Below are 24,839 nucleotides of genomic sequence, written 5' to 3'. Positions count from 1 at the left end.
GTCATTCCTGCTCAGAGCGGGATGTTGTCGTGCTTCTTCCAGGGCTGCTCCATCTCCTTGGTGCGGAGCATGCCCAGCGCCCGGGCGATCCGCCGGCGGGTCGAGTGCGGCATGATCACCTCGTCGATGTAGCCGCGCTCGGCCGCCACGAAGGGCGATAGGAACCGGTCCTCGTACTCGCCGGTGCGCGCCGCGATCTTCTCCGGATCGCCGAGTTCGCTGCGGAAGATGATTTCTACCGCGCCCTTGGCGCCCATCACCGCGATCTGGGCCGTGGGCCAGGCGTAGTTCAGGTCGGCGCCGACATGCTTGGACGCCATCACGTCGTAGGCGCCGCCGAAGGCCTTGCGGGTGATGATCGTCACCAGCGGCACCGTCGCCTGCGAGTAGGCGAAGAGCAGCTTGGCGCCGTGCTTGATCAGGCCGCCATATTCCTGCGCGGTGCCAGGCAGGAAGCCCGGCACATCCACGAAGGTGACGATCGGGATCGCGAACGCGTCGCAGAAGCGCACGAACCGGGCGGCCTTGCGGGAGGCGTCCGAATCCAGCACGCCGGCCAGCACCATCGGCTGGTTGGCCACGAAGCCGACCGTGCGGCCCTCGATTCTTCCGAACCCGGTCATGATGTTGCGGGCGTAGGCCGCCTGAATTTCGAAAAAGTCGCCCTCGTCGACGACGCGGCGGATCAGCTCGCCCATGTCGTAGGGCTTGTTCGGGTTGTCGGGGATCAGCGTGTCGAGGGACATGTCGAGGCGCTCGACATCGTCGAAGCTCTCGATCTCCGGCACGCCCTCGATGTTGTTGGCCGGCAGGAAGTCGAGCAGGCGGCGGATCTGCAGGATCGCCTCCACGTCGTTCTCGAACGAGCCGTCGGCGATGGAGGATTTCGTGGTGTGGACCTTGGCGCCGCCGAGTTCTTCCGCCGTCACCACCTCGTTGGTGACGGTCTTCACCACGTCGGGGCCGGTCACGAACATGTAGCTCGTGTCGCGGACCATGAAGATGAAGTCGGTCATGGCCGGCGAGTAGACGTCGCCGCCCGCGCACGGGCCCATGATCACCGAGATCTGCGGGATCACGCCCGAGGCCATGACGTTGCGGCGAAACACCTCGCCGTAGCCGCCGAGCGCCGCGACGCCTTCCTGGATGCGCGCGCCGCCGGCATCGAAGATGCCGATGATCGGGGCGCGCATCTTCAGCGCCATGTCCTGGACCTTCACGATCTTCTGGGCATGCGCCTCCGACAGGGAGCCGCCGAACACCGTGAAGTCCTTCGAGAACAGGAAGACGGTGCGGCCGTTGATCGTGCCCCAGCCGGTGACCACGCCGTCGCCGGGGATCTTCTGCTTCTCCATGCCGAAATCGGTGGAGCGGTGCTGCACGAACATGTCGAATTCCTCGAACGACCCGTGGTCGAGGAGGAGTTCGATCCGCTCGCGCGCCGTGAGCTTGCCGCGTTTGTGCTGGGCCTCGACGCGCGTCTCGCCGCCGCCCAGGCGCGCCTGGGCCCGCCGCTCCGCGAGCTTGTCGAGGATGTCCTTCATGGCTGTTCCCGCCCTTACCCTGCTCGTGCCGCCTTGCCCGGTTGAGGCCGGGTCGAAGCTTGTGCGTTTACCGATCGATCGGCCTTAGCACGGGCGTTTCAGGTGGCAAACCGACGCAAATGTCTCGCGCGTCGAACCTTCGGGGGGAGGGAGGCGAATGGTGGACGGTGCAGGGATCGAACCTGCGACCTTTCCCGTGTGAAGGGAACGCACTACCGCTGTGCTAACCGTCCGTGCCGCCGAGGGGCCAAACCCCAGGGGCGGAACCATCGCGGTCGAACACGCCTGGAACAAGCGGCGACCGGATGCCGGGCCTTCTAGGGCGCACCGACCCGAAACGTCAAGCGTCCCCCGCGAGGTTGACAAGACCGGCGCCGCAATGCGCTGTTCCCCCATGCACGAGAAGCAAGCGGGCGATCGCTCCGACAGCGACGTGACGGGGGAGGGCGGCGTGCGCCCGGCGGGGCCGCGCGTCGCGATCACCTACTGCACCCAGTGCAACTGGCTGCTGCGCTCGGCCTGGATGGCGCAGGAGCTGCTCTCAACCTTCCGCGACGACCTCGGCGAGGTCGCCCTGGTGCCGGCCACCGGCGGTGCGTTCCGGATCGAGATCGCGGGCGTGCTCCTGTGGGAACGGGTCCGCGACGGCGGCTTCCCCGATGTGAAGGCCCTCAAGCAGCGGGTGCGCGACCACCTCGACCCGGAGCGCGATCTCGGCCATATCGACCGGTCATGAAGCCAGGGAACGGCGAGGAGCCCGCGGGGCACCGCGGGCCGGGGACGGGCGCCGCTTGAGCCCGGAGCAGGAGGCCGAGGGCGTGAACCTCCCGGCGGTCCTTCCCGCGCGGCGGTCGTGGCTGTCGCGGCGGCTGTACCGGTTCGGCCGCAACGGCTTCTCGACGCAGGTCTATCTGATCGCCCTGGTGGTGGCGCTGATCGGCCCGGGGCTGCTGTTCACCAGCATCCTGCTGATGCGCTACGCCTCGGCCGAGCGGTCCCGCTTCGAGCAGGACGCGCGCGAGAACGTGCGGGGCATCGGCCTGTCCCTCGACCGCGACACGGCCGGCCTCGTCTCGGTGCTGCAGACGCTCGCGACCTCGCCGCGCATCCGCCAGGGCGACTTCGAGGCCTTCGACGCGCAGGCGCGCCTGGTGCGCGAATCGATCGATCTCGACGTGCTGTTGCGGCGGACGAACGGTCAGGAGGTGGTCAATACCGGCGCGCCCCGCGGCGCTCCGATGCCGATGATGCCGCTGCCGTTCGACCCGGACCTGACCCAGGGCGCCCAGCGGGCGATGGTCAGCGGCTACATCCCGGGCCCGACCCCGAACGAGGCCACCTACGCGGTCGGCGTCCCCGTGATGGTCGACGGCGAGGTCGCCTACATCCTGAGCTTCACGGTACCGCTGTCGCGCCTCCAGGGCATCCTCTCGCGCGAGGTCGTGCCGGGCTGGACCACCGGCATCTCCGACCGGAACGGGATCGTCCTCGCCCGCCTGCCGGACCCGGATTCGGTGCTCGGCAAGCCCCGGCTCGCGAGCCTTCGTCAGGTCCAGACGGCGACTCCGGGCGTCTGGGAGGGACAGGACCGCCAGCACAAGCCGGTGGTGGTGATCGAGGCGCGCTCGCGCCTCACCGGCTGGATGGTCGCCACCAGCATCCCGCAGGCCCTGGTCGATGCGCGGGTGCGCCGGTGGATCTGGGCGTTTGCCGGGTTCGGCCTGCTGGTGCTCGCCACCTCGTCTGTCCTGGCGGTCAACCTCTGGTCCCGGGTCTCGCGCCCGCTGCGGCTGCTGGCGGCCTCGGGTCCGGCGCTGTCGCGGGGCGAGGCGATCCCCCGGGTGCCGTCGCCGGTGCACGAGATCCAGCGGCTCGGGGCGGTGCTGTCCGACGCGTCGCTCCGGTTGCGCACCCGGGAGGCCGAGCGCGACCGCGCGCTCGCCGACACCCGCCGCGGCCTGACCGCGCTGAGCGAGAGCGAGGCCCGGTTCCGCCACATGGCCGATTCCGCGCCGGCGCTGATCTGGATGACCGACGAGACCGGCGGGGTCAGCTTCGCGAACCTCCATTTCGAGCACATGTTCGGGATTCCGCCGGCGCAGCTCACCAACGAGGGTTGGGAGCGGATCGTCCATCCGGACGATCTCGAAAATTTTCGCGCGGCCTTCTCCGAGGCGTTCGAGGCGCGGGCGCCGTTCCGCACCGAGGTGCGGGTCATCGACCGGGGCGGGGCCGTGCGCTGGCTCCGTTGCGAGGGCGTGCCGCGCCTCGACGACGACCAGACCTTCCTGGGCTATACCGGCTGCAACATCGACATCACCGACGCGAAGTTCGCGGAGGAGCACCTGCTGCTCCTGATCCACGAGCTGAACCACCGGGTGAAGAACACCCTGGCCACGGTCCAGTCGATCGCCGGCCAGTCCCTGCGCAATCTCGAGGGCCCCGACGCGGACGCCGCCCGGGCCGCGTTCGAGGCCCGGCTCCTGGCACTCGCCCGGGTCCACGACGTGCTCACCCGCGAGAGCTGGGAGGGCGCGGAGCTGTCGGCCGTGGTCGCGGACGCGATCCGGCCGCTCGAATCGGGCGACGGCCACGCCTCCCGCTTCGCGGTGATCGGCCCGGCCCTGCGCCTGCCGCCGCGGCTCGCTTTGTCGATCGCCATGGCGCTGCACGAGCTCGGCACCAACGCGGTGAAGTACGGCGCGCTCTCGGTCGAGGGCGGCACGGTCGAGATCTCCTGGACGGTGCGGCGCGAGGCGGAGATCCGCCTGTACCTGCGCTGGGCCGAGCGCGGCGGCCCGCCGGTGAAGAAGCCGACGCGCACCGGGTTCGGCTCGCGGCTGATCGAGCGCAGCCTGGCGCGCGAGCTGGCCGGCGAGGTCGCACTCACCTACGAGGAGACCGGCGTGATCTGCACGATCGACGCGCCGGTCCCGCCGCCGGGCCTGATGGAGCGCAAGAGCGCCGTGGCGCCGGCGCGGATCGCGCCGCTGCCGCTGGCCGGGTAGGGCCGTATCCCGAAGGGATGCGCCGGCGATCCGTGTCGATCGAAGCGGGCGGGCACGCCGGGTGTCCCGCTGGGCGTTGACGTGGGCGTTGCGCGCTCGCCGGGCTCGCTCGCGTCGCGCTGAGCCTGCCGGCGGGCAGCGCGGGCTTGATCCGCTTCCTCAGTGATACGGATCCGCCGCGTCCCGCAGCCCGTCGCCCATGAAGTTGAAGGCCAGCACCGTCACCAGCACCGGCAGGACCGGCAGCAGCAGCCAGGGGTAGAGCTGCACCGCCGCCAGATTCTGCGCCTCGTTGAGCAGGACGCCCCAGCTCGTCACCGGCGGGCGCAGGCCCAGGCCGAGGAAGGACAGGGCGGTCTCGCCGAGAATCATCGTCGGGATCGACAGGGTCGCCGAGGCGATCAGGTGGCTCATGAAGTTCGGGATCAGGTGGCGGCCGATCACCCGGGCCGGCGAGGCGCCCATCAGCTCGGCGGCCTGGACGAAATCCTCCTCCCGCAGGGCCAGGAGCTTGCCGCGCACGGCCCGGGCGAGGCCCGGCCAGTCGAGCAGGCCGAGGATCACGGTGATGCCGAGGAAGACCAGCAGCGGGCTCCAGGTCGCCGGCAGGGCCGCCGACAGGGCGAGCCAGAGCGGCAGCTCCGGCAGGGAGCGCACCACCTCGATCAGCCTCTGCACCCCGGCATCGACGATCCCGCCGAAATAGCCCGCGATGCCGCCGAACAGCATGCCCAGGGTGAACGAGATCGCCACGCCGACCAGCCCGATGGTGAGCGAGATCCGCGCCCCGTAGATCATGCGGGAGAACAGGTCGCGCCCGAGCCGGTCGGTGCCGAGCAGGAACAGGGTGCCGTTCTCCGGCGGGCAGACGAGGTGCAGGTCGGTGTGGATCAGCCCGAGCCAGTCGTAGCCGTCGCCGCGGCAGACGAAACGCAGGGGCTGGGGCTGGCCGGCATCGACCACGTAGTCGCGCCGAAACGTGTCGAGGTCGAGATGGGCCCGGTAGGAATAGACGAACGGCCCCAGGAACCGCCCGTCGTGGAACAGGTGCACGCCCTGTGGCGGCGCGTGCAGGAAGTCGCCGTTGCGCCGGGCCTGGCCATAGGGCGCCAGCATCTCCACGAACGGCACCGTCGCGTAGAGCGCCAGCAGGATCAGCGCCGAGGCCACGGCGATCCGGTGGCGCAGGAATTTCCGGAGGATCAGCCGCCAGGCCGAGGCGCTGCCGGCCGGGCTCTCGCCGAGCGCCTGCGGCTCGAACGGCGCCGGATCGACGAAGTGGGCGGTGCGCGGGCCGGTCACCGCGCGCCCATGCGGATGCGCGGATCGAGCCAGACCAGCGTGAGGTCGGAGATCAGCATGCCGACCAGCGTGAGGCCCGCGACGAACATCAGGATGAACCCGGCCATGAACTGGTCCTGGCTGCGCAGGGCGTCGAGCAGCAGCGGCCCGACGGTCGGCAGGCTCAGCACCAGCGAGACCAGCACCGAGCCCGAGACCAGGTGCGGCAGCAGGTTGCCGATATCGGCCACGAACGGGTTGAGCGACATCCGGAACGGGTATTTCAGGAGCGCGCGCATCGGTGGCAGCCCCTTGGCCCGGGCGGTCACCGTGTAGGGCTTGGCGAGCTCGTCGAGGAGGTTGGCCCGCATCCGGCGGATCATCGCGGCGGTGCCGCCGAGCCCGATCACCAGGGTCGGCACCACGAGATGCGCCAACAGCGAGCGGATCTTGGTCCAGGTCCACGGCTGGTTGGTGAGCGCCGAATCGTAGAGGCCGCCGATCGACAGGTCGAACCAGCGGTTGGCGTAGAACAGCAGGATCAGCGCCAGCAGGAAGCCGGGCACGGCGAGGCCGACATAGCCCAGCAGGGTCACCACCGCGTCCCCGACCGTGTGCCGGTGGGTCGCGGAATAGATCGCCGCCGGGATCGCCACCAGGTGGACGAAGATGACCGCGGTCAGGTTGATTAGCAGCGTCAGCCACAGGGCGTCGCCGACGACATCGGCGACCGGCTTGTCGTACTCGAACGACCAGCCCCAATCGCCCTGGAGCAGCCCCGAGAATCCGACCGGTCCGGGCATCAGGCCGACCCACATCAGGTATTGCTGCCAGACCGGCCGGTCGAGGCCGTATTGGCGGATCAGCAGCTCGGCCTTGGCCACGGAGCCCGCCTCGCCGGTGGCGCGCAGCTCCATGATCCGATTGGTGAGGTAGTCGCCCGGCGGCAGCTTGATGATGACGAACACCAGAGCCGAAATGACGAGCAGCGTCAGCGCCATGGTGACGACGCGGCGGAGGATCGCGACGATCACTTGGCCTCCGCGCGCGTGTCGGCGGCCTTGTCCCAGAACACCTCGTCGAGGCGCTGCACGCCGATGAGCGCCGTGGGATCCCAGGCATAGAGCGCGCGCTCGGGCAGGTTGACCAGCCGGTCGGCACCGACCACCGGCTGCAGCGCGCCCGCCACCGTGCCGATCACCCAGGTGTTCTGCGCGTGGTTCATCAGCATCTCGCGCCAGATCGCCGCCTGTTGCTCGGCATCGTCGGTATGGCGCCATTGCCGATCGAGCTCGAGGAGATGCTGGACCTCGGGCACGTCGCAGGGCTCGCCGGTCTTGCCGCGGCTCTCCACATTGGCGCTCCAGAGCGGCCAGGAATAGTGCTCCGGCTGGGCCGGGCTCAGCTCGGTGGGCGGCATGATCGCGGTCGGCACCGCGAGGTCGAGGCCCTGCGCGGCGACCATCACGGTCATGCCGCCGATCGACCGGCGGTGCAGGTTCGTCCGCTCCTGCGGCTTGGTCACCAGGCGGATGCCGACCTCGCGCCAGAACTCGGTGATGAGCAGCAGCGCGTCGAGCACCATCTCGGCCTCGCCATCGCTTTCGACGACGAGTTCCAGGGCCCGGCCGTCGGGCATCAGGCGCATGCCGGAGCCGTCGCGTCGGGTCAGCCCGACCGCGTCGAGCAGGCGGGAGGCCTGGGCCGGGTCGTAGCCGGCATTCAGCGTCCGCAGCTCCGGCGAGAACAGCGGGCTGTCGGACACGATCGTGTCGTTGCCCTCGGTGCCGAGCCCGAACAGCAGGGTGTTGTTGAGGGTGCGTCGGTCGATGGCCAGCGACAGGGCCTGGCGGTAGCGCACGTCCCGGTTCAGCGCCCGCCAGCCGGGATCTTGCGTGGTCAGGTTCGGGTAAAGGGCGATCTCGGAGCCGCGCGCCACCGGCCACAGGTTGGTGCGGTAGCGATGCGCGGTCTCGCCCTCCTTGAGGCTCGGGATGTCCGGCATCGACAGGCCGCGGAACATCAGGTCGGCCTCGCCGGCATTGGTCTTGGCGACCAGCAGCCCTTGAGAGGCGACGTCCATCACGATCGTGTCGACGTAGGGCAGCTGGGTCCCGGCGGTGTCGACCCGGTGATAGCTGCAGTTGCGCTCGAACCGGAACCGCGTGGCCGGCGAGCGGGTCCGCGGCACCCAGCCCTGCAGGGTCGGGCAATCCGGGTTGTTCAATTCGTAATTGTCGTCGAGCCGGTTGTGCAGGGCCGCCCAGCCGCGCAGCTTCAGCGCCTTGGCCTTCGCGTCGGCGGCCTCCTTGCCGATATAGCGGGCGTGGACGGTCTTGAGGTAGTGCGCCGGGCGATAGATCAGCGGGTCCCGGGGGGCGGCGAGCGCCGGCAGAAACATCGGGTTCGGCCGATCCCAGCTGTAGCGGATCGTCACCGGGTCCGGGAACGCGACCGTGGGCGGCTTGCCGTCCACGAGGAAGAAGGCCGGCGGCCCCTCGGGGCTCAGGGCCTTCTCGTTGGCGACGTCCTCCCAGTAGTAGCGGAAATCCTCGCTGGTGAACGGGTGCCCGTCCGACCAGCGATGCCCCTGCCGCAGCGTGAAGGTGAACACCCCGCCGGCGACGTCGACCCGCTCCAGCAGGTCGGGCCGCAGCTGCAGAGCGGCATCGTATCCGACGAGCCGCGTGTAGCCGTAGACCGAGAGGTAGCGGACATCCCGGGCCTTCGCGATCAGCGTCCGGATCGTCCCGCCGGCGGTGCCGGTGCGCCGGCCCCGGGCGGCGAGGTCGATCACGAAGGGTTTTTCGGGCGGGGCGGGGGAGTCGGCCGGCAGCGTGTCGGCGAACGCGTGGCGCGGGCGCGAGAGGAGCGCGGCGGCGCCAAGACCGGCGATCAGGGCGCGGCGGGAGACGCCGCTCTCCCTCCCCACGCCGCTGTCGTGCTCGCATGTCGGCTCGTGCCGACCGGGACGTGCCCCCTCTCCCGGGCGGAAGAGGGTTGGGGTGAGGGACCAGGTCTCTCCGGAACAGGCGAATCCCTCACCCTGTCCCTCTCCCGCACGGGAGAGGGGACCCGCGCCTCGCTCAAACGCGGCAGAGTCCGGCCGCTCCCCGGCGTGAGCAGGAAAACCGCCGCGGGGCTTGAAATCGCTCACGACCCGCCTCCCGCCGCCGGATGCAGCGCCACATAGGTCAGCCGCGCCGGCGAATACCCCGTGGCGCGGTGGAGATCGTCGAAGGCGTGCGCCTGCGCGATCAGCCCGGCCGCTTGCCGAACCAGCGCGTCGTCGGCCGGCTGCTCGAACTGGCGGCCGTTGCGGGTCCAGCGGATCGGCTCCGGGCTATGCGCGGGGCCGGTGATCATCGCGATGGTCGGGTGCGCCGGGCCGCCATGGGCGTGGATCCGGTGGCCGGCGGCGTCGTCGTCGAACAGCAGCCGGGTCAGGCCGCGGGCATGCGCCTCAACCACCCGGCGCCCCTGGGCGACGTGATCGTCGAAGAACGCCACCGTCCGGGCCGGCTCGAGGCCGGACCAGTCGGCCTTGGACCAGTCGGCGGTGCTGTAGCGCGCCTGCGGGTCGCGGTAGTGAAGGCCGGACAGATCGGGATCGTGGCAGAAGATCTTTGCGTGCGGGCAAGCCTGGCGGATCACCCAGGTGGTGAGCCCGCGGAACACGCCCGACTCGATCACGAAATCCGGCTTCAGCGCCCGCATCACGACGTAGAGCTGCAGCGCACCGTTGAAGCCGCTGCCGCCTCTTCGCTGCCGGACCGGGGCGGTCGGGATCAACGCCCAGAACTCCCGGACGCTCTCCAGAAGATCACCGTCCGGCGTCAGGCCCGAGGCCGAAAAATCCAGCTCCAGGATCGCGGCGGCGGATTCGAGCAGGGTGGCGACCTCCCGCGGCGAGGTCGGACGGTGGCTCCAGTCAGGGGCGGCCGGGACGAGGTCGTAGCCGAGGCGATCGAACAGCGGCGACAGCACCTTCCGGCGCAGGCGTTCCAGCATCACGGGCGGGCGCGGCTGCATCAGGCGGCCTCCGCGTCCTGGGCGGTGCCGAACCGGACGCGGTGGCCCGGCTCGACCGCCCGCATCGCGCCGGCCTCGTCGGGGGCGAGCCGATAGGGCGCCTCCCAGCGGGCCGGGTCGTTCTGGTCGCCGGTGATCGCGGCGAAGTCGAGCGGGTGGTCGAGGCTGGGGTCGGGCACGGCGGCGAGCAGCGCCCGCGTGTAGGGATGGACCGGGCGGCGGAACAGGGCGGCGCGGGGCGCCTCCTCGACGATCCGGCCCCGGCACATCACGCTGATCGTATCCGCCATGTAGTCGATCACTGCCAGGTTGTGGGAGACGATCAGGTAGGACAGCCCGAGGGCCGCTTGCAAATCCTTGAGCAGGTTCAGGATCTGCGCCTGCACCGAGACGTCGAGCGCCGAGACCGGCTCGTCCAGCACCAGAAGGCGCGGGCGCGGCGCCAGCGCCCGGGCGATGCCGATCCGCTGGCGCTGGCCGCCCGAGAAGGCGTGCGGATAGCGGCCGAGCCCGCTGGCCTCGAGGCCGACCATCGCCATCAGCTCTCGGCAGCGGGCGCGCCGCTCCGCGGCGGGCACGCCGTGGATCTCCATCGGCTCCGACAGGATCTGCCGCACGGTCATGCGCGGATCCAGCGATGCGTAGGGGTCCTGGAACACGAACTGAACCGTGCGCCGGTAGGCGAACAGGGCATCGCCCGACAGGCCGTGGACATCCCGCGGGCCGCTGCCGTCATCGAACAGGATCCGGCCGGAATCGGGCGGCAGCGCCCGCATGATCATCTTCGAGACCGTGGTCTTGCCGGAGCCGGATTCGCCGACCAGCCCCAGGGTCTCCCCAGCCGCGAGGCTCAGCGACACGTCGGACACGGCGCGGACCACGCGGGGCTTCTGCCAGAGGCGGCCGGCCCGCAGGGTGTAGCTCTTGCTCACCCCCTCGACCCGCAACAGCGGCCCGGCGAGTTTTGGCGGCTTCTGGACCGGCGGGATCTCGGCGCGGGCCGGGCGGATCGGGGTCAGTCGCTCGCCGGGCGCCATGTCGAACCGCGGCACCGCGTGGAGCAGCGCCCTCAGATAGGCGTGGCCGGGGGCGCGCATGACCGTGTCGCGGGGGCCGGCCTCGACCAGCCGGCCCCGGTAGAGCACGGCGACGTCGTGGGCGATGTTGGCGACCACCCCGAGATCGTGGGTGATCAGCAGGATCGCCATGCCGGTCTCGTCCTGGAGCCGGGCCAGCAGGGCGAGGATCTGGGCCTGGGTGGTGACGTCGAGCGCCGTGGTCGGCTCGTCGGCGACCAGCAGGGCCGGCTTCAGGATCAGCGCCATGGCGATCATGGCGCGCTGGCGCAGGCCGCCGGACAATTCGAACGGGTAGGTCTTCAGGGCGCGTTTCGGGTCCGGGAAGCCGACCCGGGCCAGGGCGTCCCGGGTGCGGGCATCGGCCTCCTTCCGATCGGCGCCGGTATGGATGCGCAGGGCCTCGCCGATCTGGTCGCCGACCGTGTGGAGCGGCGACAGGCAGGTCATCGGCTCTTGGAAGATCATGGCGATCCGCTGCCCGCGGATCGCCCGCATCGCCGAGCCTTCGGTGTCCAGCCGGGCGATGTCGGTCTCGTCCGGCCCGTCCCAGAACAGGATCTTTCCACGGGTGACCGACGCGGAGGCCGGCAGGATGCCCATGATCGCCTGGGCGGTGACCGACTTGCCGGAGCCGGATTCGCCGACCAGCGCCAGGGTTCGCCCGCGCATCACGTCGAGCGACAGGCCGTGCAGCGCCTCGAACGGTCCGATCTCGGTGCGGAACGTGACCGCGAGGTCGCGGATGGACAACAGCGGGCTCAACCGGTCCTCGCAGCGGGGGAGAACGGAAGAGTAGATCCCGCTTCGCCGGTGTCCACTGCAGCGGCGCAAAATAGGGTTTGGGGATCGAGAACAGTCACGGCCGGATGTTCGTCGAACACCGCCAGCAACGCGGCGAGGAAGGCCCAGATCGCCGCATCGTGGGCGCGGTGGTGGGTCAGCAGGCCGACGGGGCGCAGGGGGTCACCCGCGATCTGGGCGGCGAGGTCGCGCAGCAGCGCTTCCGGATCGCGCAGGGAGCGGGTGCCGCGCCAATCGATCGGATCCAGCGTCGCGTCGGCCCGGACGAGCCCGGGGATCGCCGGTCCGGGTACCGCCGAGAGCCCGCGATAGCCGAGTTCCGGCAGGGCGGCGGCGAGGTCCGGGGCGAGCCGGTTCCACGGGGGCACGAAGACCGGCAGCAATGCGGCATCCGGCAGCCGCTCGCGGGCGATCCGCAGCCCCGCCGCGGCCTCCGCCATCAGCGCGTCGAGCCGACGATGCGGGCCGAACTCGGCCGGTTTCTCGCCGGGCGGAGCGTGGTTGTGGTGGGCCAGCCCGTGGACGGCGACGCGTACGGTCTCGGCCGAGGCCAGGCGTTCTCCAAGCGATGGCTCGATCCCGGCCGGGATCGCGGCGAGCAGGAGCGGGACAGCATGCGCCTCGGCCAAATCGGTCAACCGGTCGAGGGCAGGGGAGGCCGCCACGGCATCGTCGTCCCGCCACCAGAAACGTACGCGCCGGCCGCGGGCGGCGGCTTCGTCCACGCTTTTGCGGAGCGCTGCGAAGCCGGATCGCGCGCTCTCCCTCCCTCCTCTGCGGGGGAGGGTACCCTGCGCAGCAGGGGGGGAGAGGGGCGGCGCGACGTTGGCGGATGTGTCGCCCGGCGCCCCTTTGCTGGAAGCGGCGCGCCCCTCTCCCGACCCCCTTCGGGGGCCACCCTCTCCCGCAGAGGGGGGAGGGAGAAGCGCGTGGTTCGCACCGACGGTTCGATCCGGCGACGCAGGAAGTTCGTCCACCCAGCCGCCGACGATATTCCCAGATGCGCTCATGCCGTCCGCGACAAGACCCCTCTCCCGCTCGGGAGAGGGGACCTCCGCCGCGTCCGGCAACCCCTGGCATTCTTCACCCGCACGCGCCGCCAGAATCTCCACGACGATCGCGACTGTCCGCGCCGCCCCGCCGAGATCGATCCCATGCGGCCCGGGCGCCGGGGCGCTCAGCTGGGCGTCAACTGTACGCAAAAGTGATTCCGCGGTCAGCTCCGCCTCCGGCAGAACCCGCGCGAGGCCTCGTGCGGCCAGGCATTCCGCGCGCAGCCTCTGTTCGGTCTCGCCGCCGGCCGCGAACGGCACCAGCACGGCCGGCGTCGCGGTCGCCAGGAGGTCGATGGCGGTGTTGTAGCCGCATTGGCTCACCGACAGGGCCGCGCCGGCGAGCAGGAGGCGGTAATCGGGGCGGGCGCGCTCGATCGTGCCCGCGGGCAAGCCGCGGCCGATCGCGGAAAGCTCGGATTCCGGGACGCCGTGCCCAGCCAGGATCAGCCAGCCGAGCGAGGGCCGCAGCCGGGCCGCCTCGGCGGCGGCTCTCAGGAGGCCGAGGCCCGCCGGCCCGGAGCCGGCCGCCACCAGCACGCCGGCGCGCGTCGCGGCCGGGTGGGCCGGGGAGCCCTCGTCGACGTAGCCGGTGTAGCGAAGTTTTTCGGCGGTCCCGGCATCGAGCGGCCAGGAGGCCTCGAGCGGCACCAGGGCCGGATCGCCGTGGACCAGCACGGCGTCGTAGAGCCGCGCCACGCGAGCGTGCGCCTGCGCGATCCGCTCCGGCTTCGCGGAGGCGACCAGGATGTCGCGCACCGAGGCCAGCACCAGCGGCCGCCGCCGGCGCGCGTGCGCCGCCTCCACCAGGGCCAGGAACTCGTCGGCCAGCGCCCGGCGGCCGAACGGGAACAGCTCGGTGATCACCGCGTCGGGAGCGAACTCCGCCAGCGTATCCAACAGGAGGGCGCGGCGGCGGGCGAACAGCGCGGCCTCGGCCGGGAGCCCGTCCGGTCCCAGCGGCCGGGCGAAGTCGGTGCCGGCGACGTGGAGCGGCGGCAGCTGCACAAGGCGCACATCGCCGAGCCGCACCATCGGGGCCGGCACGCCGCCCGTGACCAGCAGGACCTCGTGGCCCGCCGCCGCGAAGGCGCGCCCCAGCGCGGCGGCACGGGTGAGATGCCCGGCGCCGAGGAGATGCGTGACCACGATCAGGACGCGCACGCGGCCGGCTCCGGTTCGACGGCTCTGGCCGGCGGCGCGAGACACGCCGAATTGCGCAGGGCTTCCGCGATCAGGTCGATGGCGGCTTCCTCCGAGAAATCCTGCACCAGCCGCATTCGGGCGGCCGCGCCGAGGCGGAGCCGCAAAGCCGGGTCGGCGGCGAACCGCGCCAAGGCCGCCGCGAGGGCGGCCGGGTCGCCGGGCGGGACGAGGATGCCGTGCACCCCGTTGGTGAGGAATTCCGGCGTGCCCGCGAAGGCGGTGGCCAGGATCGGCAGCGCCTGGCTGGCGGCCTCCATCAGCACGTTGGGCAGCCCGTCCCGGTCGCCGCCCGGGGCGGGCTTGGTCGGCAGCACGAACAGATCGGCCGCGCGCATCGCCGCGATCACGGCGGGCTGAGCCTGGGATCCCCGGAAGGCGATCCGTTCGGACAGGCCCCGCGCGCGAACGCGCGCTTCGAGCGTGTCGCGCAGCGCGCCGCCGCCGATCAGGTCGAGGCGCCAGTGCAGGCCCGGGGGCAGGGCGGCCAGCGCGTCGATCAGGTCGTCATGGCCCTTCTTGGCGACCAGCCGGCCGACGCAGAGGAGCCGCAGCGGGGCCGCCGGATCGGTTCCGTCGCGGGGCACGCGCGGCGGCGGCGGGGTGGGAAAGCGAGCGAGGTCGAGGCCGTGATAGGCGAGCCGCGTCCGGCCCGGGGCCAGGGATTCGAGGCGGGCGAGCCCGTCGCGGGTGCAGGTCACCCCCCAGGCCGCGTCCTGCAGCTTCTCGGCGAGCTCCCAGGCCGGCGTCGTCCAGATGTCCTTGGCGTGGGCGGAAAAGCTCCAGCGCCGCCCGGTCAGCAGCGCGGCGTAGCGGGCGACGCTGGCCGGCGTGTGCAGGAAATGCACGTGGATATGGCTGACCGCAGGCGGCAGTTCTCGCGCGAGCACCAGCGCCTGCCCCAGCCGGCGCAGGCGCGAGGCCGTGGGATCGCGACAGAGGTCGCGGGCGAACAGGGCGAGCAGCGCCGTGAAACGCCGCTGCCGGAGCGCCGCACCAAGCCCGCGCAGCACCCGAAAGGGCGCATCGCGAAGATATTCGGGCAGGTAGGCGGCGGGCGCCCGGATGGCCGCATGCATCGGATGGCGCGCATTGTCGGTCGGCCGGCGCAGGGACCAGATCTCCAGCGGCAGGCCGCGCCGCTCCAGGGCCAGAAGCTCCTGGGCGATGAAGGTCTCAGAGAGGCGCGGATAGCCCTTGAGCACCACCGCGACGCGTTTGTCCGTCACGAGAAGGCCCGCGCCCGGGCGCCGATCGTCCCAAGGCCGGCCAGCGCCCGGACCCGGCGTGCGACCGCGTCGAGCCCGTCGAGCAGGCCTGGCACCAGCACCCGCGACGGCGCGCTCTGGTCGGGGAGCGCCCGGAGCGCCGCGGCCATGCGGGCGGGGGCGCGGCCGTCGGCCTCCAGCAGGACCCGGGCGAGGCCGAGCTGCTCGGCCGCAAGCGCCCGGATCGCCTGCTCCCGGCGCGGCTCGGTGCGCGGCACCAGGATCGCCCGCAGGTCGAAGGACAGGATCTCGCAGAAGGTGTTGTAGCCGCCCATCGCCACGACCCCGGCGGCCTTGCGCATCAGGAACTCGATCTGGCTGTCGAAGGTGATCGCCGCGATTTTCTGCCCGAGCCGGTCGATCCGGGCCATGAAGCCGTCGCGGGTGGCGTCGTCGAGGAACGGCCCGAAGGCGATCAGGGCGGGCAGGGGGATGCCGGGATCGGTCTCGTAGGCGGCGATCACCCAGTCGATCAAAGCGGCGCCGTCGCCGCCGCCGCCGGGGGTGACCAGCACGAACGGTCCCCGGGCGATGGCCGGCTCCTCGCGGCCGGCGCTCATCTCCGGCACCTGCCGGCGCAGATACCCGGTATAGATCAGCCGCTCGGCGATCCGGGCGGCCATCTCGGGCTCCATCGGCAGGGCCGCCAGGGGCTCGTGGATGCGGCTGAGGCCGTAGACCCAGATCTCGTCGTAGAACCGCGCCATGATCTCGGCGGCGCCCTTGCGCTCCCATTCGGGCACGAGGCGGTCGGCGTCGTCGAGCACGTCGCGCAGGCCCAGCACCAGGCGCGTGCCCCGGGCGGAGGCGGATTCCAGCACCGGCATCAGCTCGCCGTGGAAGCCCGCGGGCTCCTTGTCGACCAGGATCAGGTCAGGCGCGAAGCTGGAGTCGGTCCGGGCGATGATCGCGGTGCGCTGCGCCACCGTGTGGGCCAGCGGCGTGGTGCCGTCGAGGCTGGCATAGCCGCCGTCGGCGAACTTGGTCACCGGCGGCAGCCGCACGGTATAGACCCCGGGCGCGAAGGCGTAGCAGTCGACCACCGGGGAGCCGGAGATGATCATCGCCCGGGCGCCGCGGTTGCAGGCCACGATCGCGTTGGCGATCGCCCGGGAGCGCCGCAGATGGCCGAGCCCGAACGTGTCGTGGCTGTAGATCAGGACGCGGGGCGCGGGGGAGGCCTCGTCCGCTCGCATCGTCATCGCCGCCCCCGTTGACGGCGCGAATGTCGCAGCCGCGCTCGTCTCGCACAAGCCGCCGCGTTCGGCAAACCCCGCCGTTAACGGCACCGGAACCGGCTTCTCCTAGAAGTGGCACCGACCATCCCGCCGAAGGCCGCCATGTCCGCGCCCATCCCGATCGCAGCGCCGGTGTCGTGGCACGCGGCGCTCTGGGCCGATCTCACGGACCTCGCCGGCAGCGACGCCCGGCTGCTCGCCTTCGCCAAGCGCGCCGCCTGGGTGCTGGTGCCGCTGACGCTCGCCATCGTCGCTGTGGTGTTCGGCACCGGGCCGGAGCCCCGCCGGAACTGGTATGGCGACATGCTGGGCAACGATTTCAGCCAGATCTGGGTCGCCGGCCGGTCCGCCCTCGAAGGGCGGGGCGGCGAGCCCTACGATCTGCCGGTGCATCTCGAGAACCTGAAGGCGGCGTTCGGGCCGGAATGCCGCTTCGCCTGGCACTACCCGCCGGTGTTCCTGATCCCCGCCGCCGCCTTCGCGACCGTGGAGCCGCTTCCGGCCTTCTGGCTCTGGACCGCCCTGTCGCTGACCACCTTCGCGCTGACGATGCGGTTCGCCGCCGGCCGGCGCGACGCGGCCTGGATCGCGCTCGCCCACCCGCTGGTGTTCTGCAACCTGACCTACGGCCAGAACGGCCTGTTCACGGCCGCGCTCCTGACCCTCGGGGTCCTGCTGGTCGACCGCCGCCCCTGGCTTGCCGGCCTGTGCTTCGGCCTGCTCGCCTACAAGCCGCATTTCGCCGCCCTGGCGCCGCTGCTCCTGCTGATCACCGGCCGAAAGACCTGCCTGGCCTCCTGCCTAGCCACGGTGCTCGCCCTCTGCATCGCCTCGCTCGCCCTGTTCGGCACCGCGCCCTGGCTCGGGTTCTTCGGCACCCTCGGCGAGACCAACCGGATCATCCTGCAGAAGGCGGCGGCCGGACTCGAGCTCAACGCCAGCGCGTTCGGGGCCGTCCGGCTGCTGGGCGGCCCGATCGCCGTAGCCTGGGCGCTGCAGGCGCTCGTCGCCGCGCTGGCGCTCGCGGTGGCCATCCGCGCTTGGACCCTACCGGCGGCGCCCGATCTGCGCGCCGCCGCCCTGCTGGCGGCCGCGCCGCTGCTCTCGCCCTACCTGCCGGTCTACGACCTGGTCCCGCTGGTCCCGGCGACGCTGCTGCTGGTGCTGGAAGCCCACCGCACCGGCGGCCTGCACCGCCACGAGCGCGCGCTCCTGCTGGCCACGCCCCTGTTCGCGCTCCTGCGCGAGGGCGCCGGGCTGACGGGATTCCCGCTGGGGCTGATGCTCGGCCTCGCGACCCTGGCCTGCATCGCGGCGCGGGTTCGCCCGCTGGGGTTTCCGAGCGGGCGGAGGCCGGCGCCCGTCTGAAAGAAAATTCGTTCGACAGCACCTGCGCAGTTAACGTGAGACCCGCGCCGTCATTGCGAGCGCAGCGAAGCAAACCAGTGCGGCGCGCGATCTCAGACCGTGGCGTTTCCCTGGTTTGCTTCACTGCGCTCGCAATGACGGTGGAGCGGATGACGCGGTATGGATCGCAGGAACGACTCAGCTCGTGAGGGCGAGGCCATGTCCTGGCACGTGCATTGGCTGGAGGCCTCGGGCGATCTGCACCCGTGGCGCGAGATCATCGCTGCGGACATCGCGATCGCCCGCGACGCCATATCGGGCATGCTGCCGCTGCCGACCCTCGACATCCTCGTCGAGCGCGGGTCTGACGAGCCGCTCCCCGAGACCGGCACCACGGGCTTCGCTTATCGGCCGAGCCTGTTCTCGCTCACGCTCGATCCCGACAACCCGAACTTCGCCACCGCCCTGAGCAACGGCGACATTCGCCGGACGGTGGTGCACGAGGTGCATCATTGCCTGCGCATGGCCGGCCCGGGCTACGGCGCGACGCTCGGCGAAACCCTGGTCAGCGAAGGCTTGGCCGGCGAGTTCGTGAGCCACCTGTTCGGCACGCCGCCCGAGCCGTGGGAATCCGCCGTCTCCGACTCCGTGCTGGCGGCCCACCGGCCCGATCCGGCAATGCTCGCGGGTACGGATCACGATCACGGCGCCTGGTTCTTCGGGCGCGGCGGGCGCTACCCGCGCTGGCTCGGCTATACGCTGGGCTACCGGATCGTCGGCGACTGGCTCGCGGCGGGACCGGCGCCCGATGGCGACACGTGGGTCCATGTCCCCGCAGATACGGTGCTGGCGGCGGCCCGGGGGCATACGCTGGCGGCTGTTTGACCCGGACCGCGAAGATCCCGATCCCCCCTCATCGCTGAGGCCTCCGTTTCGCTTGGGCACCTCGGGATGAGGCCGAGGGTGGGAAGTCCGAGATCAATGACTTGTTCTTGACTTGCCCACGGATCCCGGGGATTTCGACAATTGCCGCACACTATCTTCTGGGCGCGATTGAGCACGTAACTTTGCGCCGAACGCACTCGTCAGTCCGGAACGCTGGAGGCGAGCCCGGAATTTCGAGGCCGCAAACGCGAACCCAAATACCTCACCGTTCGAACGGCCGCGGCATGCGGAACGGCAGCATCAGCTGCACCAGCGGGTTGCGGAAGCGGTCGAGCGACAGGCTCTCGTGCACCGCCCGCACCGGCTCGCCGGCGAGCGTCGAGGCGAGCAGGGAGCGCGAATAGAACGGCGTATCCTCGAAGGTGGTGAGCACCCGGGACCGGCCGTCGTCGCTGCGGGTCTCCCGGGGCATCCGCCAGAACGCGGTCGACGGCAGGGGCGCGGCCAGGGGCGGGCGGATGTCGCGGCGGCTGCCGTCGTGGGCAAAGCGCAGGGACAGGTTCTGGCCGCCGCCGTTGCGGTGGCGCACGTCGTACAGGATCGCGGCGCCGTCCGGCAGGTCGGCCCGGCACCAGGTCCAGCGGGTGAAGGCCGAGGCCAGGGGCTCGTCGCCGTCGTTGGTGTCGAAATAGCCGCTGCCGGTCCAGCGGAGATCGGGCTGGTCGAAGGCGACCTCGACCCGCGAGGACGGCGCCATCGGCCACCAGCGGTGCCGGCCACCGGGATCGAGCTGGAACGGGCCGGGGGTGAAGCCGCGGGGCTCGAGCCGCACCGTGCCGCGCAGCCGCCGGGGCAGGGGGGCACTGCGCTCGTCGATCCGGACCGTCAGCGCCGTGCCGTCCCACGCCATGGCGCTCGGACCGATGGCGATGTGATGCCGGCTGCGCGACAGGCTCCGGGGGCCGCGCTCGGTCATGGCGAAGCGGCTGCGATCGCCGTACAGCACCACGTTCATGGCGCAATGGGCGAACGGGTCCTTGTCGGTGCTCCAGCCGTAATAGGGCGAGAACACGCTGCCGATGAACGCGATGATCGTCAGCCCCTGGCGGCCGTCGTCGCTCACCGCATCGACGTACCACCACGCGTAGCCGTTCTGCGCGACCGGGCCGTCGAATCGAGGTCCTGCAGGATCGCCGCCGCCGCCAGCCGGCCGGACTGCGCCGCCATCGGCACGCCCGGGCCGGGATGGATCGTGCCCCCCGCCAGGTACAGGCCCGGCAGGGCGGTCCGGGCGCCGGCCCGCTTGAAGGTCGCCGCCCAGCCCTGCGGCGCCCGGCCGTAGAGCGCCCCCGCGCTCCCCGGAAATTTTCTCTCGAACCCGGTCGGATCGGTCACCACCGGGGGCAGGGTCTCCGCGAAGGTCAGCCCGCAGGCTTCCAGCCGGCGATTCAGATTCGTCTCGCATCGGGCGATCTCCGAGGGCGTCAGCGGGTGCTCCCGGCCGTCGGCCGGAGCATTGACGAGCATCAGCAGCCGTTCCGGACCGGTGGGCACGGCGCCCGTCTCGGTCCGGTCCTGGGCGCAGATGTAAACCGTGGGGTCGTCGGGCAGGCGGCGCTGCCGCAGGATCGTGTCGAACTCGGCCCGGTAATCGCCCGAGAAGAACACGTTGTGGTGGGCCAGCGGAAATCCCCGCGGGATCGCCGCCGCGCAGACCGTGACGGCCGAGAGCGAGCGCTCGGCCGGCGCCAGACGCTCGCCCATGGGCGCCGCCTCCGTGCCGAACAGCCCGGCACCCAGGGCCGCCGCATCGGCGTTGCAGACGATTTTCTCGGCCGGGATTTTTTCGCCGTCCGCCAGGATCACGCCGGAAACCCGACCGCCCTCGGTGAGGATCCGGTCCACATGCGCGCCGTAGCGGAACGTCGCGCCGCGCTCCGCGGCCAGGTCCGCCACCGCCCTCGCGAGCGCGCTCATGCCGCCCGCCACGGTCCAGACCCCCGCCTGCTCGACATGGGCCACCAGCATCAGGGTCGCCGGCGCGGTGAACGGCGAGGCCCCGCAATAGGTGGCGTAGCGCCCGAACAGCTGCAGCAGCCGGGGATCGCGGAAGAACGTGCCCAAAGCCGACCACAGGGTCGCGAACGGCTGGATCCGCCAGAGATCGCCGAGCCCCGCGATTCCGACCCGCTGCGCCAGGCCGGTCGGGCTGGTCCGGCCCTCGCGGATGAACGGCCCTTCCAGGGTCCGGTAGACCTCGGCGGACCGCGCGCAGAATCGGCGGTAGCCGTCGGCCTCGCGGGGGCCGGCGAAATCGGCGATCGCCGCCGCGGAGGCGTCCGCGTCGGCGAACAGATCCAAGCGCGCGTCGTTCGTCCAGGCGTGCCGGGCCAGCAGGCTCGCGGGCGTTAAACGCGCGTGGTCCGCGAAGCGTGCGCCGGCATCGGCGAACAATTCTTCGAAGACCCAGCGCATCGTGAACACGGTCGGGCCGGTTTCGACGGCCCATTCGCCGACTGGAACGCTCGCCATCTTGCCGCCCGGCCGCGGGCCACGCTCAACCACCGTGACTGAGAGCCCGGCATGCGCCAACCGTAAGGCGGCGGCCAGACCGCCGATCCCCGCCCCGATCACGACGACGCGGTCCTGCGCCACGCTCCACCCCACACCTTGAGCCTGCCGAATGGGATTGATCTCCGGTCCGCAAAGTGTCAATAAGAAATGACACTTGTCGCTGACAACCGATCATAACACGGGAGGCGCGTCATGGAGTCGGGCCGGCGGATCGAACAGGCGCTGGACCGCGCCGTGGCTTATGCCGAGGCGCCGGGTGCGCCCCCCTTGCTGGCCGAGGCCCTGCGCTACGCTGTCTTTCCCGGTGGACACCGGATCCGGCCCCGCCTGTGCCTGTCGGTGGCCCGCGCCTGCGGCGACGACGACCCCGCCTCGTCCGAGGCCGCGGCGGCCGCCATCGAGCTGCTGCACTGCGCCTCCCTGGTCCACGACGACCTGCCCTGCTTCGACGACGCCCCCCTGCGCCGGCAGAAGCCCACGGTTCACATTGCCTTCGGCGAGCCGATCGCTGTGCTCGCCGGCGACGCCCTGATCGTGCTCGCCTTCGAGACCCTGGCCAGGGCCGCCGGCCCCTATCCGGTGCGGCTCGCCCGCCTGGTCGGCCTCCTCGGGCGCGCCGCAGGCTCCCCCAGCGGCATCGCGGCGGGTCAGGCCTGGGAATCCGAGGCCCATATCAGCCTGAGCGACTACCAGCAGGCCAAGACCGGCGCCCTGTTCGCCGCCGCCACCGTGCTGGGCGCCGCTGCCGCCGGGTCCGATCCGGAGCCCTGGAGGCGCCTCGGCGAGTGCCTGGGCGAGGCTTATCAAGTCGCCGACGACCTGCGCGACGTCGCCTGCCGCCAGGAGGAGATCGGCAAGCCCGCCGGCCGCGACGCCACCCTCGGGCGGCCCAACGCCGCCGCCCTGCTCGGCACCGACGGCGCCCTGGATCGCCTCGCCCGTCTCACCCGCGAGGCGGTAGCCGTGATCCCGACCTGCCCGGGCATGGCGCAGCTCACAGCCGAGATCGAGGCGCAGGCGCGGCTATTCCTGCCCGCGAGCCTGCGCGCGGTGGCGGCCTGACCGCCGGCTCGGTTCCGCGCCCCGGCGCACCCTTGGCCGCTCCGGCCTCGCTCCGGGACCGCTGGCTCGGCTGGCGGAACCGCCTGGTGGCCAGCCCGCGCTTCCAGCGCTGGGCGGCCGGCTTTCCCCTCACCCGAAGCATCGCCCGGAAGAACACGCGGGCTCTGTTCGATCTCTGCGCCGGCTTCGTCTACGCGCAGGTGCTGACGGCCTGCATCCGCCTGGACCTGTTCCGGATCCTGGCCGCGGGGCCACTGACCCTCGACGGGCTGGCGCGCCGCCTCGACCTGCCGGTCGAGAACGCCCGCTGCCTGCTGCGCGCAGCCGCCTCCCTCGACCTCGTCCGGGCACTGCCGGGCGATCGTTTCGGGCTTGCCGATCTCGGCGCCGCGCTCACCGGCAATCCCGGCATCGCCGCGATGGTGGAGCATCACGCGCTTCTCTACGCCGACCTCGCCGACCCGGTGGCGCTGCTGCGCGGCGAAGCCGGACCGACCCGGCTCGCGCGCTACTGGCCCTACGCCCTCGGCGAGACCGCCGACGCGGCCTCGGTGGCACCCTATGGCGGGCTGATGGGGTCCTCGCAGGCGCTGATCGCCGACGACGTGCTCGATGCCTGTGACCTCTCGCGGAGTCGGCACCTGATCGATGTCGGGGGCGGGGAGGGCGCGTTCCTCGAAGCGGTCGCGGCCCGGCAAGACGCTCTGCAATTGACCTTGTTCGACCTTCCGGCCGTGGCCGGCCGCGCCGCCGAGCGGCTGGCGCAGGCGGGTCTGGCCGGGCGCATCGCCTGCCGCGGCGGCAGCTTCCACGACGGCCTGCCAGCCGGTGCCGACACGATTTCCCTAGTCCGGATCGTCCACGATCACGATGATGCGCCGGCCCTGGCCCTACTCAAGGCCGCGCACGCGGCGCTGCCGCCCGGCGGAACGCTGATCCTGGCGGAACCGATGGCCGGCACGCCAGGCGCCGAGCCGGTCGGGGACGCGTATTTCGGGTTCTACCTCCTCGCCATGGGCTCGGGCCGTCCGCGCCGCGCCGAGGAGCTGCACGCCATGCTGCGCACGGCCGGTTTCGCGACCGCGCGCGAGCAGAAGACTCGGCGACCGCTCCTGACCCGCCTGATCGTGGCGCAGAAAGACGCGCGTTAATGTAAGAATGACTTGACGCGCCATTGTGTCTATCTAGGATGACACATAGCGGTTCCGCCATGGCGAGAGTCGCAAAACACAGGGCGGATAATTCCAGTCATGGACGCTCTTGCCGTCATCCTCGAACGTCCGGAGCACTTGGCGCTCAGTCGCCTGGCCCTGACACCTGCCGGAGCGGCCGACGCGGTGGTGGCGGTGTCCTGGAGCGGGATCAGCACCGGCACAGAGCGTCTTCTCTGGACGGGCCGGATGCCGCCGTTCCCCGGCATGGGCTACCCGCTGGTCCCGGGCTACGAGTCGGTCGGCACGGTTGTCGAAGCCGCCGCCGATGCGCCCGTCCGGGTCGGCCAGACCGTCTTCGTCCCCGGCGCCCGCTGCTTCGGCGCCGTTCGCGGCCTCTTCGGCGGTGCCGCCTCCCACCTCATCGCCCCTGTTGCCCGCCTCGTGCCGGTGGATTCGGCGCTGGGTGACCGGGCCTGCCTGATCGCGCTCGCGGCCACGGCCTACCGAGCGCTCGGCGGCCTCTCCGCAGGTGCGAAGCCGCTGATCGTCGGGCACGGTGTGCTGGGGCGTCTGCTGGCGCGCCTGACGCTCACCGCCGGCGCCGAGCCGACCGTCTGGGAGATGGACCCGGCCCGGCGGGAGGGCGCGCCCGGCTACCCGGTCCTGGCCCCGGAGGACGATGCCCGGCGCGATTACGCGGTCATCACCGATGTCAGCGGCGACGCCTCCGGCCTCGACGGGCTGATCGCACGGCTCGCACCCGGCGGCGAGATCGTGCTGGCCGGCTTCTACGAGGCACCCCTGTCCTTCGCCTTCCCGCCGGCCTTCATGCGGGAGGCCCGGATCCGGATCTCGGCCGAGTTCCGGCCCGAGGATCTCGCCGCCGTCACGGCGCTGATCGAGGGCGGGCGGCTCTCCCTCGACGGGCTGATCACCCACCGCGCCCCGGCGGCGCAAGCCCAGGACGCCTATCGCCAAGCCTTCGCCGATCCCGCCTGCCTGAAGATGATTCTCGATTGGAGGGACGCCGCGTGAACGTTCAGCTCAATAAGGCCGTCCTCGATCAGGCCACTCAGCTCCGCGCCGAAGCCGCGATCGAGCCGGATGCGGTCCCGACCGCTCCGGTGAAGAAGGAGACGCAGATCATCGCGATCTACGGCAAGGGCGGCATCGGCAAGTCGTTCACCCTGGCCAATCTCAGCTACATGATGGCCCAGCAGGGCAAGAAGGTGCTGCTGATCGGCTGCGACCCGAAGAGCGACACCACCTCGCTCCTCTTCGGCGGCAAGGCCTGCCCGACCATCATCGAGA

General features: G+C 71.6%; 19 protein-coding genes and 1 tRNA gene. 8 read left to right on the top strand and 12 right to left on the bottom strand.

Annotated elements, in window-relative coordinates:
* Positions 1 to 11 precede the first annotated feature (11 nt).
* Both MKL11_RS10915 and MKL11_RS10910 read right to left on the bottom strand, forming a co-directional pair.
* Positions 12 to 1,544, bottom strand: a complete 1,533-nt coding sequence (locus MKL11_RS10915; protein WP_243943111.1) for an acyl-CoA carboxylase subunit beta — start codon at positions 1,542 to 1,544, stop codon at positions 12 to 14.
* Between the two features lie 158 nt (positions 1,545 to 1,702).
* Positions 1,703 to 1,777: transfer RNA gene (locus MKL11_RS10910), tRNA-Val, on the bottom strand.
* Between the two features lie 161 nt (positions 1,778 to 1,938).
* Here MKL11_RS10910 and MKL11_RS10905 point away from each other — a divergent pair.
* Positions 1,939 to 2,280 (top strand): SelT/SelW/SelH family protein, encoded by a 342-nt coding sequence (locus MKL11_RS10905; protein WP_243943109.1) that lies wholly within the window; start codon positions 1,939 to 1,941, stop codon positions 2,278 to 2,280.
* A gap of 82 nt (positions 2,281 to 2,362) precedes the next feature.
* The gene (locus MKL11_RS10900; protein ID WP_409565844.1) at positions 2,363 to 4,552 is read left to right on the top strand and encodes a sensor histidine kinase; all 2,190 of its coding nucleotides are present in this window, start codon (positions 2,363 to 2,365) and stop codon (positions 4,550 to 4,552) included.
* A gap of 159 nt (positions 4,553 to 4,711) precedes the next feature.
* Here MKL11_RS10900 and MKL11_RS10895 read toward each other — a convergent pair whose 3' ends face one another.
* Genes MKL11_RS10895 through MKL11_RS10860 form a run of 8 tightly spaced genes read right to left on the bottom strand, consistent with a single transcriptional unit; the run spans position 4,712 to position 16,464 of the window.
* Entirely contained in the window at positions 4,712 to 5,854 is a 1,143-nt protein-coding gene (locus tag MKL11_RS10895; protein WP_243943105.1) for an ABC transporter permease, read from the bottom strand.
* On the bottom strand, positions 5,851 to 6,867 hold the full coding sequence (locus MKL11_RS10890) for an ABC transporter permease (protein WP_243943103.1): 1,017 nt from the start codon (positions 6,865 to 6,867) through the stop codon (positions 5,851 to 5,853). The genes MKL11_RS10895 and MKL11_RS10890 overlap by 4 nt, the downstream gene beginning before the upstream one ends.
* Entirely contained in the window at positions 6,864 to 8,990 is a 2,127-nt protein-coding gene (locus MKL11_RS10885; RefSeq protein ID WP_409565842.1) for an ABC transporter substrate-binding protein, read from the bottom strand. The genes MKL11_RS10890 and MKL11_RS10885 overlap by 4 nt, the downstream gene beginning before the upstream one ends.
* Positions 8,987 to 9,865, bottom strand: coding sequence for a hypothetical protein (locus MKL11_RS10880; protein WP_243943098.1), 879 nt, complete (start codon positions 9,863 to 9,865; stop codon positions 8,987 to 8,989). Before MKL11_RS10880 ends, MKL11_RS10885 begins: the two co-directional genes overlap by 4 nt.
* Positions 9,865 to 11,706, bottom strand: coding sequence for an ABC transporter ATP-binding protein (locus tag MKL11_RS10875; RefSeq protein ID WP_243943088.1), 1,842 nt, complete (start codon positions 11,704 to 11,706; stop codon positions 9,865 to 9,867). Before MKL11_RS10875 ends, MKL11_RS10880 begins: the two co-directional genes overlap by 1 nt.
* Positions 11,703 to 13,961: a glycosyltransferase gene (locus MKL11_RS10870; RefSeq protein ID WP_243943086.1), complete on the bottom strand. Its 2,259-nt coding sequence runs from the start codon at positions 13,959 to 13,961 to the stop codon at positions 11,703 to 11,705. The genes MKL11_RS10875 and MKL11_RS10870 overlap by 4 nt, the downstream gene beginning before the upstream one ends.
* A complete protein-coding gene (locus MKL11_RS10865; protein WP_243943084.1) occupies positions 13,949 to 15,229 on the bottom strand; it encodes a glycosyltransferase family 4 protein in 1,281 nt (426 codons plus the stop codon). The genes MKL11_RS10870 and MKL11_RS10865 overlap by 13 nt, the downstream gene beginning before the upstream one ends.
* The gene (locus tag MKL11_RS10860; RefSeq protein ID WP_313900744.1) at positions 15,226 to 16,464 is read right to left on the bottom strand and encodes a glycosyltransferase family protein; all 1,239 of its coding nucleotides are present in this window, start codon (positions 16,462 to 16,464) and stop codon (positions 15,226 to 15,228) included. Before MKL11_RS10860 ends, MKL11_RS10865 begins: the two co-directional genes overlap by 4 nt.
* A 144-nt stretch (positions 16,465 to 16,608) precedes the next feature.
* Here MKL11_RS10860 and MKL11_RS10855 point away from each other — a divergent pair, with 144 nt between their 5' ends.
* Entirely contained in the window at positions 16,609 to 17,874 is a 1,266-nt protein-coding gene (locus tag MKL11_RS10855; RefSeq protein WP_243943080.1) for a glycosyltransferase family 87 protein, read from the top strand.
* Positions 17,875 to 18,033: 159 nt separating this feature from the next.
* Complete coding sequence (locus tag MKL11_RS10850) at positions 18,034 to 18,738, top strand: DUF2268 domain-containing putative Zn-dependent protease (protein ID WP_243943077.1); 705 nt, start codon at positions 18,034 to 18,036, stop codon at positions 18,736 to 18,738.
* A 262-nt stretch (positions 18,739 to 19,000) separates the two neighbouring features.
* Here MKL11_RS10850 and MKL11_RS10845 read toward each other — a convergent pair whose 3' ends face one another.
* Both MKL11_RS10845 and crtD read right to left on the bottom strand, forming a co-directional pair.
* Positions 19,001 to 19,861, bottom strand: a complete 861-nt coding sequence (locus MKL11_RS10845) for a carotenoid 1,2-hydratase (protein ID WP_243943075.1) — start codon at positions 19,859 to 19,861, stop codon at positions 19,001 to 19,003.
* Positions 19,858 to 21,393, bottom strand: a complete 1,536-nt coding sequence (gene crtD / locus MKL11_RS10840) for a 1-hydroxycarotenoid 3,4-desaturase CrtD (protein WP_243943073.1) — start codon at positions 21,391 to 21,393, stop codon at positions 19,858 to 19,860. Before crtD ends, MKL11_RS10845 begins: the two co-directional genes overlap by 4 nt.
* Before the next feature lie 111 nt (positions 21,394 to 21,504).
* On the opposite strand from crtD, the gene MKL11_RS10835 reads away from it, so the two are divergent.
* The 4 genes from MKL11_RS10835 to MKL11_RS10820 form a co-directional block, all read left to right on the top strand.
* Positions 21,505 to 22,374, top strand: a complete 870-nt coding sequence (locus MKL11_RS10835; protein ID WP_243943071.1) for a polyprenyl synthetase family protein — start codon at positions 21,505 to 21,507, stop codon at positions 22,372 to 22,374.
* 32 nt (positions 22,375 to 22,406) lie between these two features.
* Positions 22,407 to 23,525, top strand: a complete 1,119-nt coding sequence (locus tag MKL11_RS10830) for an acetylserotonin O-methyltransferase (RefSeq protein ID WP_243943069.1) — start codon at positions 22,407 to 22,409, stop codon at positions 23,523 to 23,525.
* A 99-nt stretch (positions 23,526 to 23,624) separates the two neighbouring features.
* On the top strand, positions 23,625 to 24,563 hold the full coding sequence (gene bchC, locus MKL11_RS10825) for a chlorophyll synthesis pathway protein BchC (RefSeq protein ID WP_243943067.1): 939 nt from the start codon (positions 23,625 to 23,627) through the stop codon (positions 24,561 to 24,563).
* The coding region (locus MKL11_RS10820; protein ID WP_243943065.1) for an AAA family ATPase at positions 24,560 to 24,839 on the top strand (280 nt) is incomplete at its 3' end. The genes bchC and MKL11_RS10820, both read left to right, overlap by 4 nt.

Source organism: Methylobacterium sp. J-077, from assembly GCF_022829365.1.
GTDB lineage: Bacteria > Pseudomonadota > Alphaproteobacteria > Rhizobiales > Beijerinckiaceae > Methylobacterium.
The sequence above is the reverse complement of the archived record's forward strand: the minus strand, read 5'-3'. Positions and strand labels throughout refer to the sequence as shown.

Coding starts and splice junctions, on each gene's coding strand:
- MKL11_RS10915 (WP_243943111.1), bottom strand. CDS start 1,544: ATGAAGGACATCCTCGACAAGCTCGCGGAGCGGCGGGCCCAGGCGCGC.
- MKL11_RS10905 (WP_243943109.1), top strand. CDS start 1,939: ATGCACGAGAAGCAAGCGGGCGATCGCTCCGACAGCGACGTGACGGGG.
- MKL11_RS10880 (WP_243943098.1), bottom strand. CDS start 9,865: ATGCAGCCGCGCCCGCCCGTGATGCTGGAACGCCTGCGCCGGAAGGTG.
- MKL11_RS10860 (WP_313900744.1), bottom strand. CDS start 16,464: ATGCGAGCGGACGAGGCCTCCCCCGCGCCCCGCGTCCTGATCTACAGC.
- MKL11_RS10855 (WP_243943080.1), top strand. CDS start 16,609: ATGTCCGCGCCCATCCCGATCGCAGCGCCGGTGTCGTGGCACGCGGCG.
- MKL11_RS10850 (WP_243943077.1), top strand. CDS start 18,034: ATGGATCGCAGGAACGACTCAGCTCGTGAGGGCGAGGCCATGTCCTGG.
- MKL11_RS10835 (WP_243943071.1), top strand. CDS start 21,505: ATGGAGTCGGGCCGGCGGATCGAACAGGCGCTGGACCGCGCCGTGGCT.
- bchC (WP_243943067.1), top strand. CDS start 23,625: ATGGACGCTCTTGCCGTCATCCTCGAACGTCCGGAGCACTTGGCGCTC.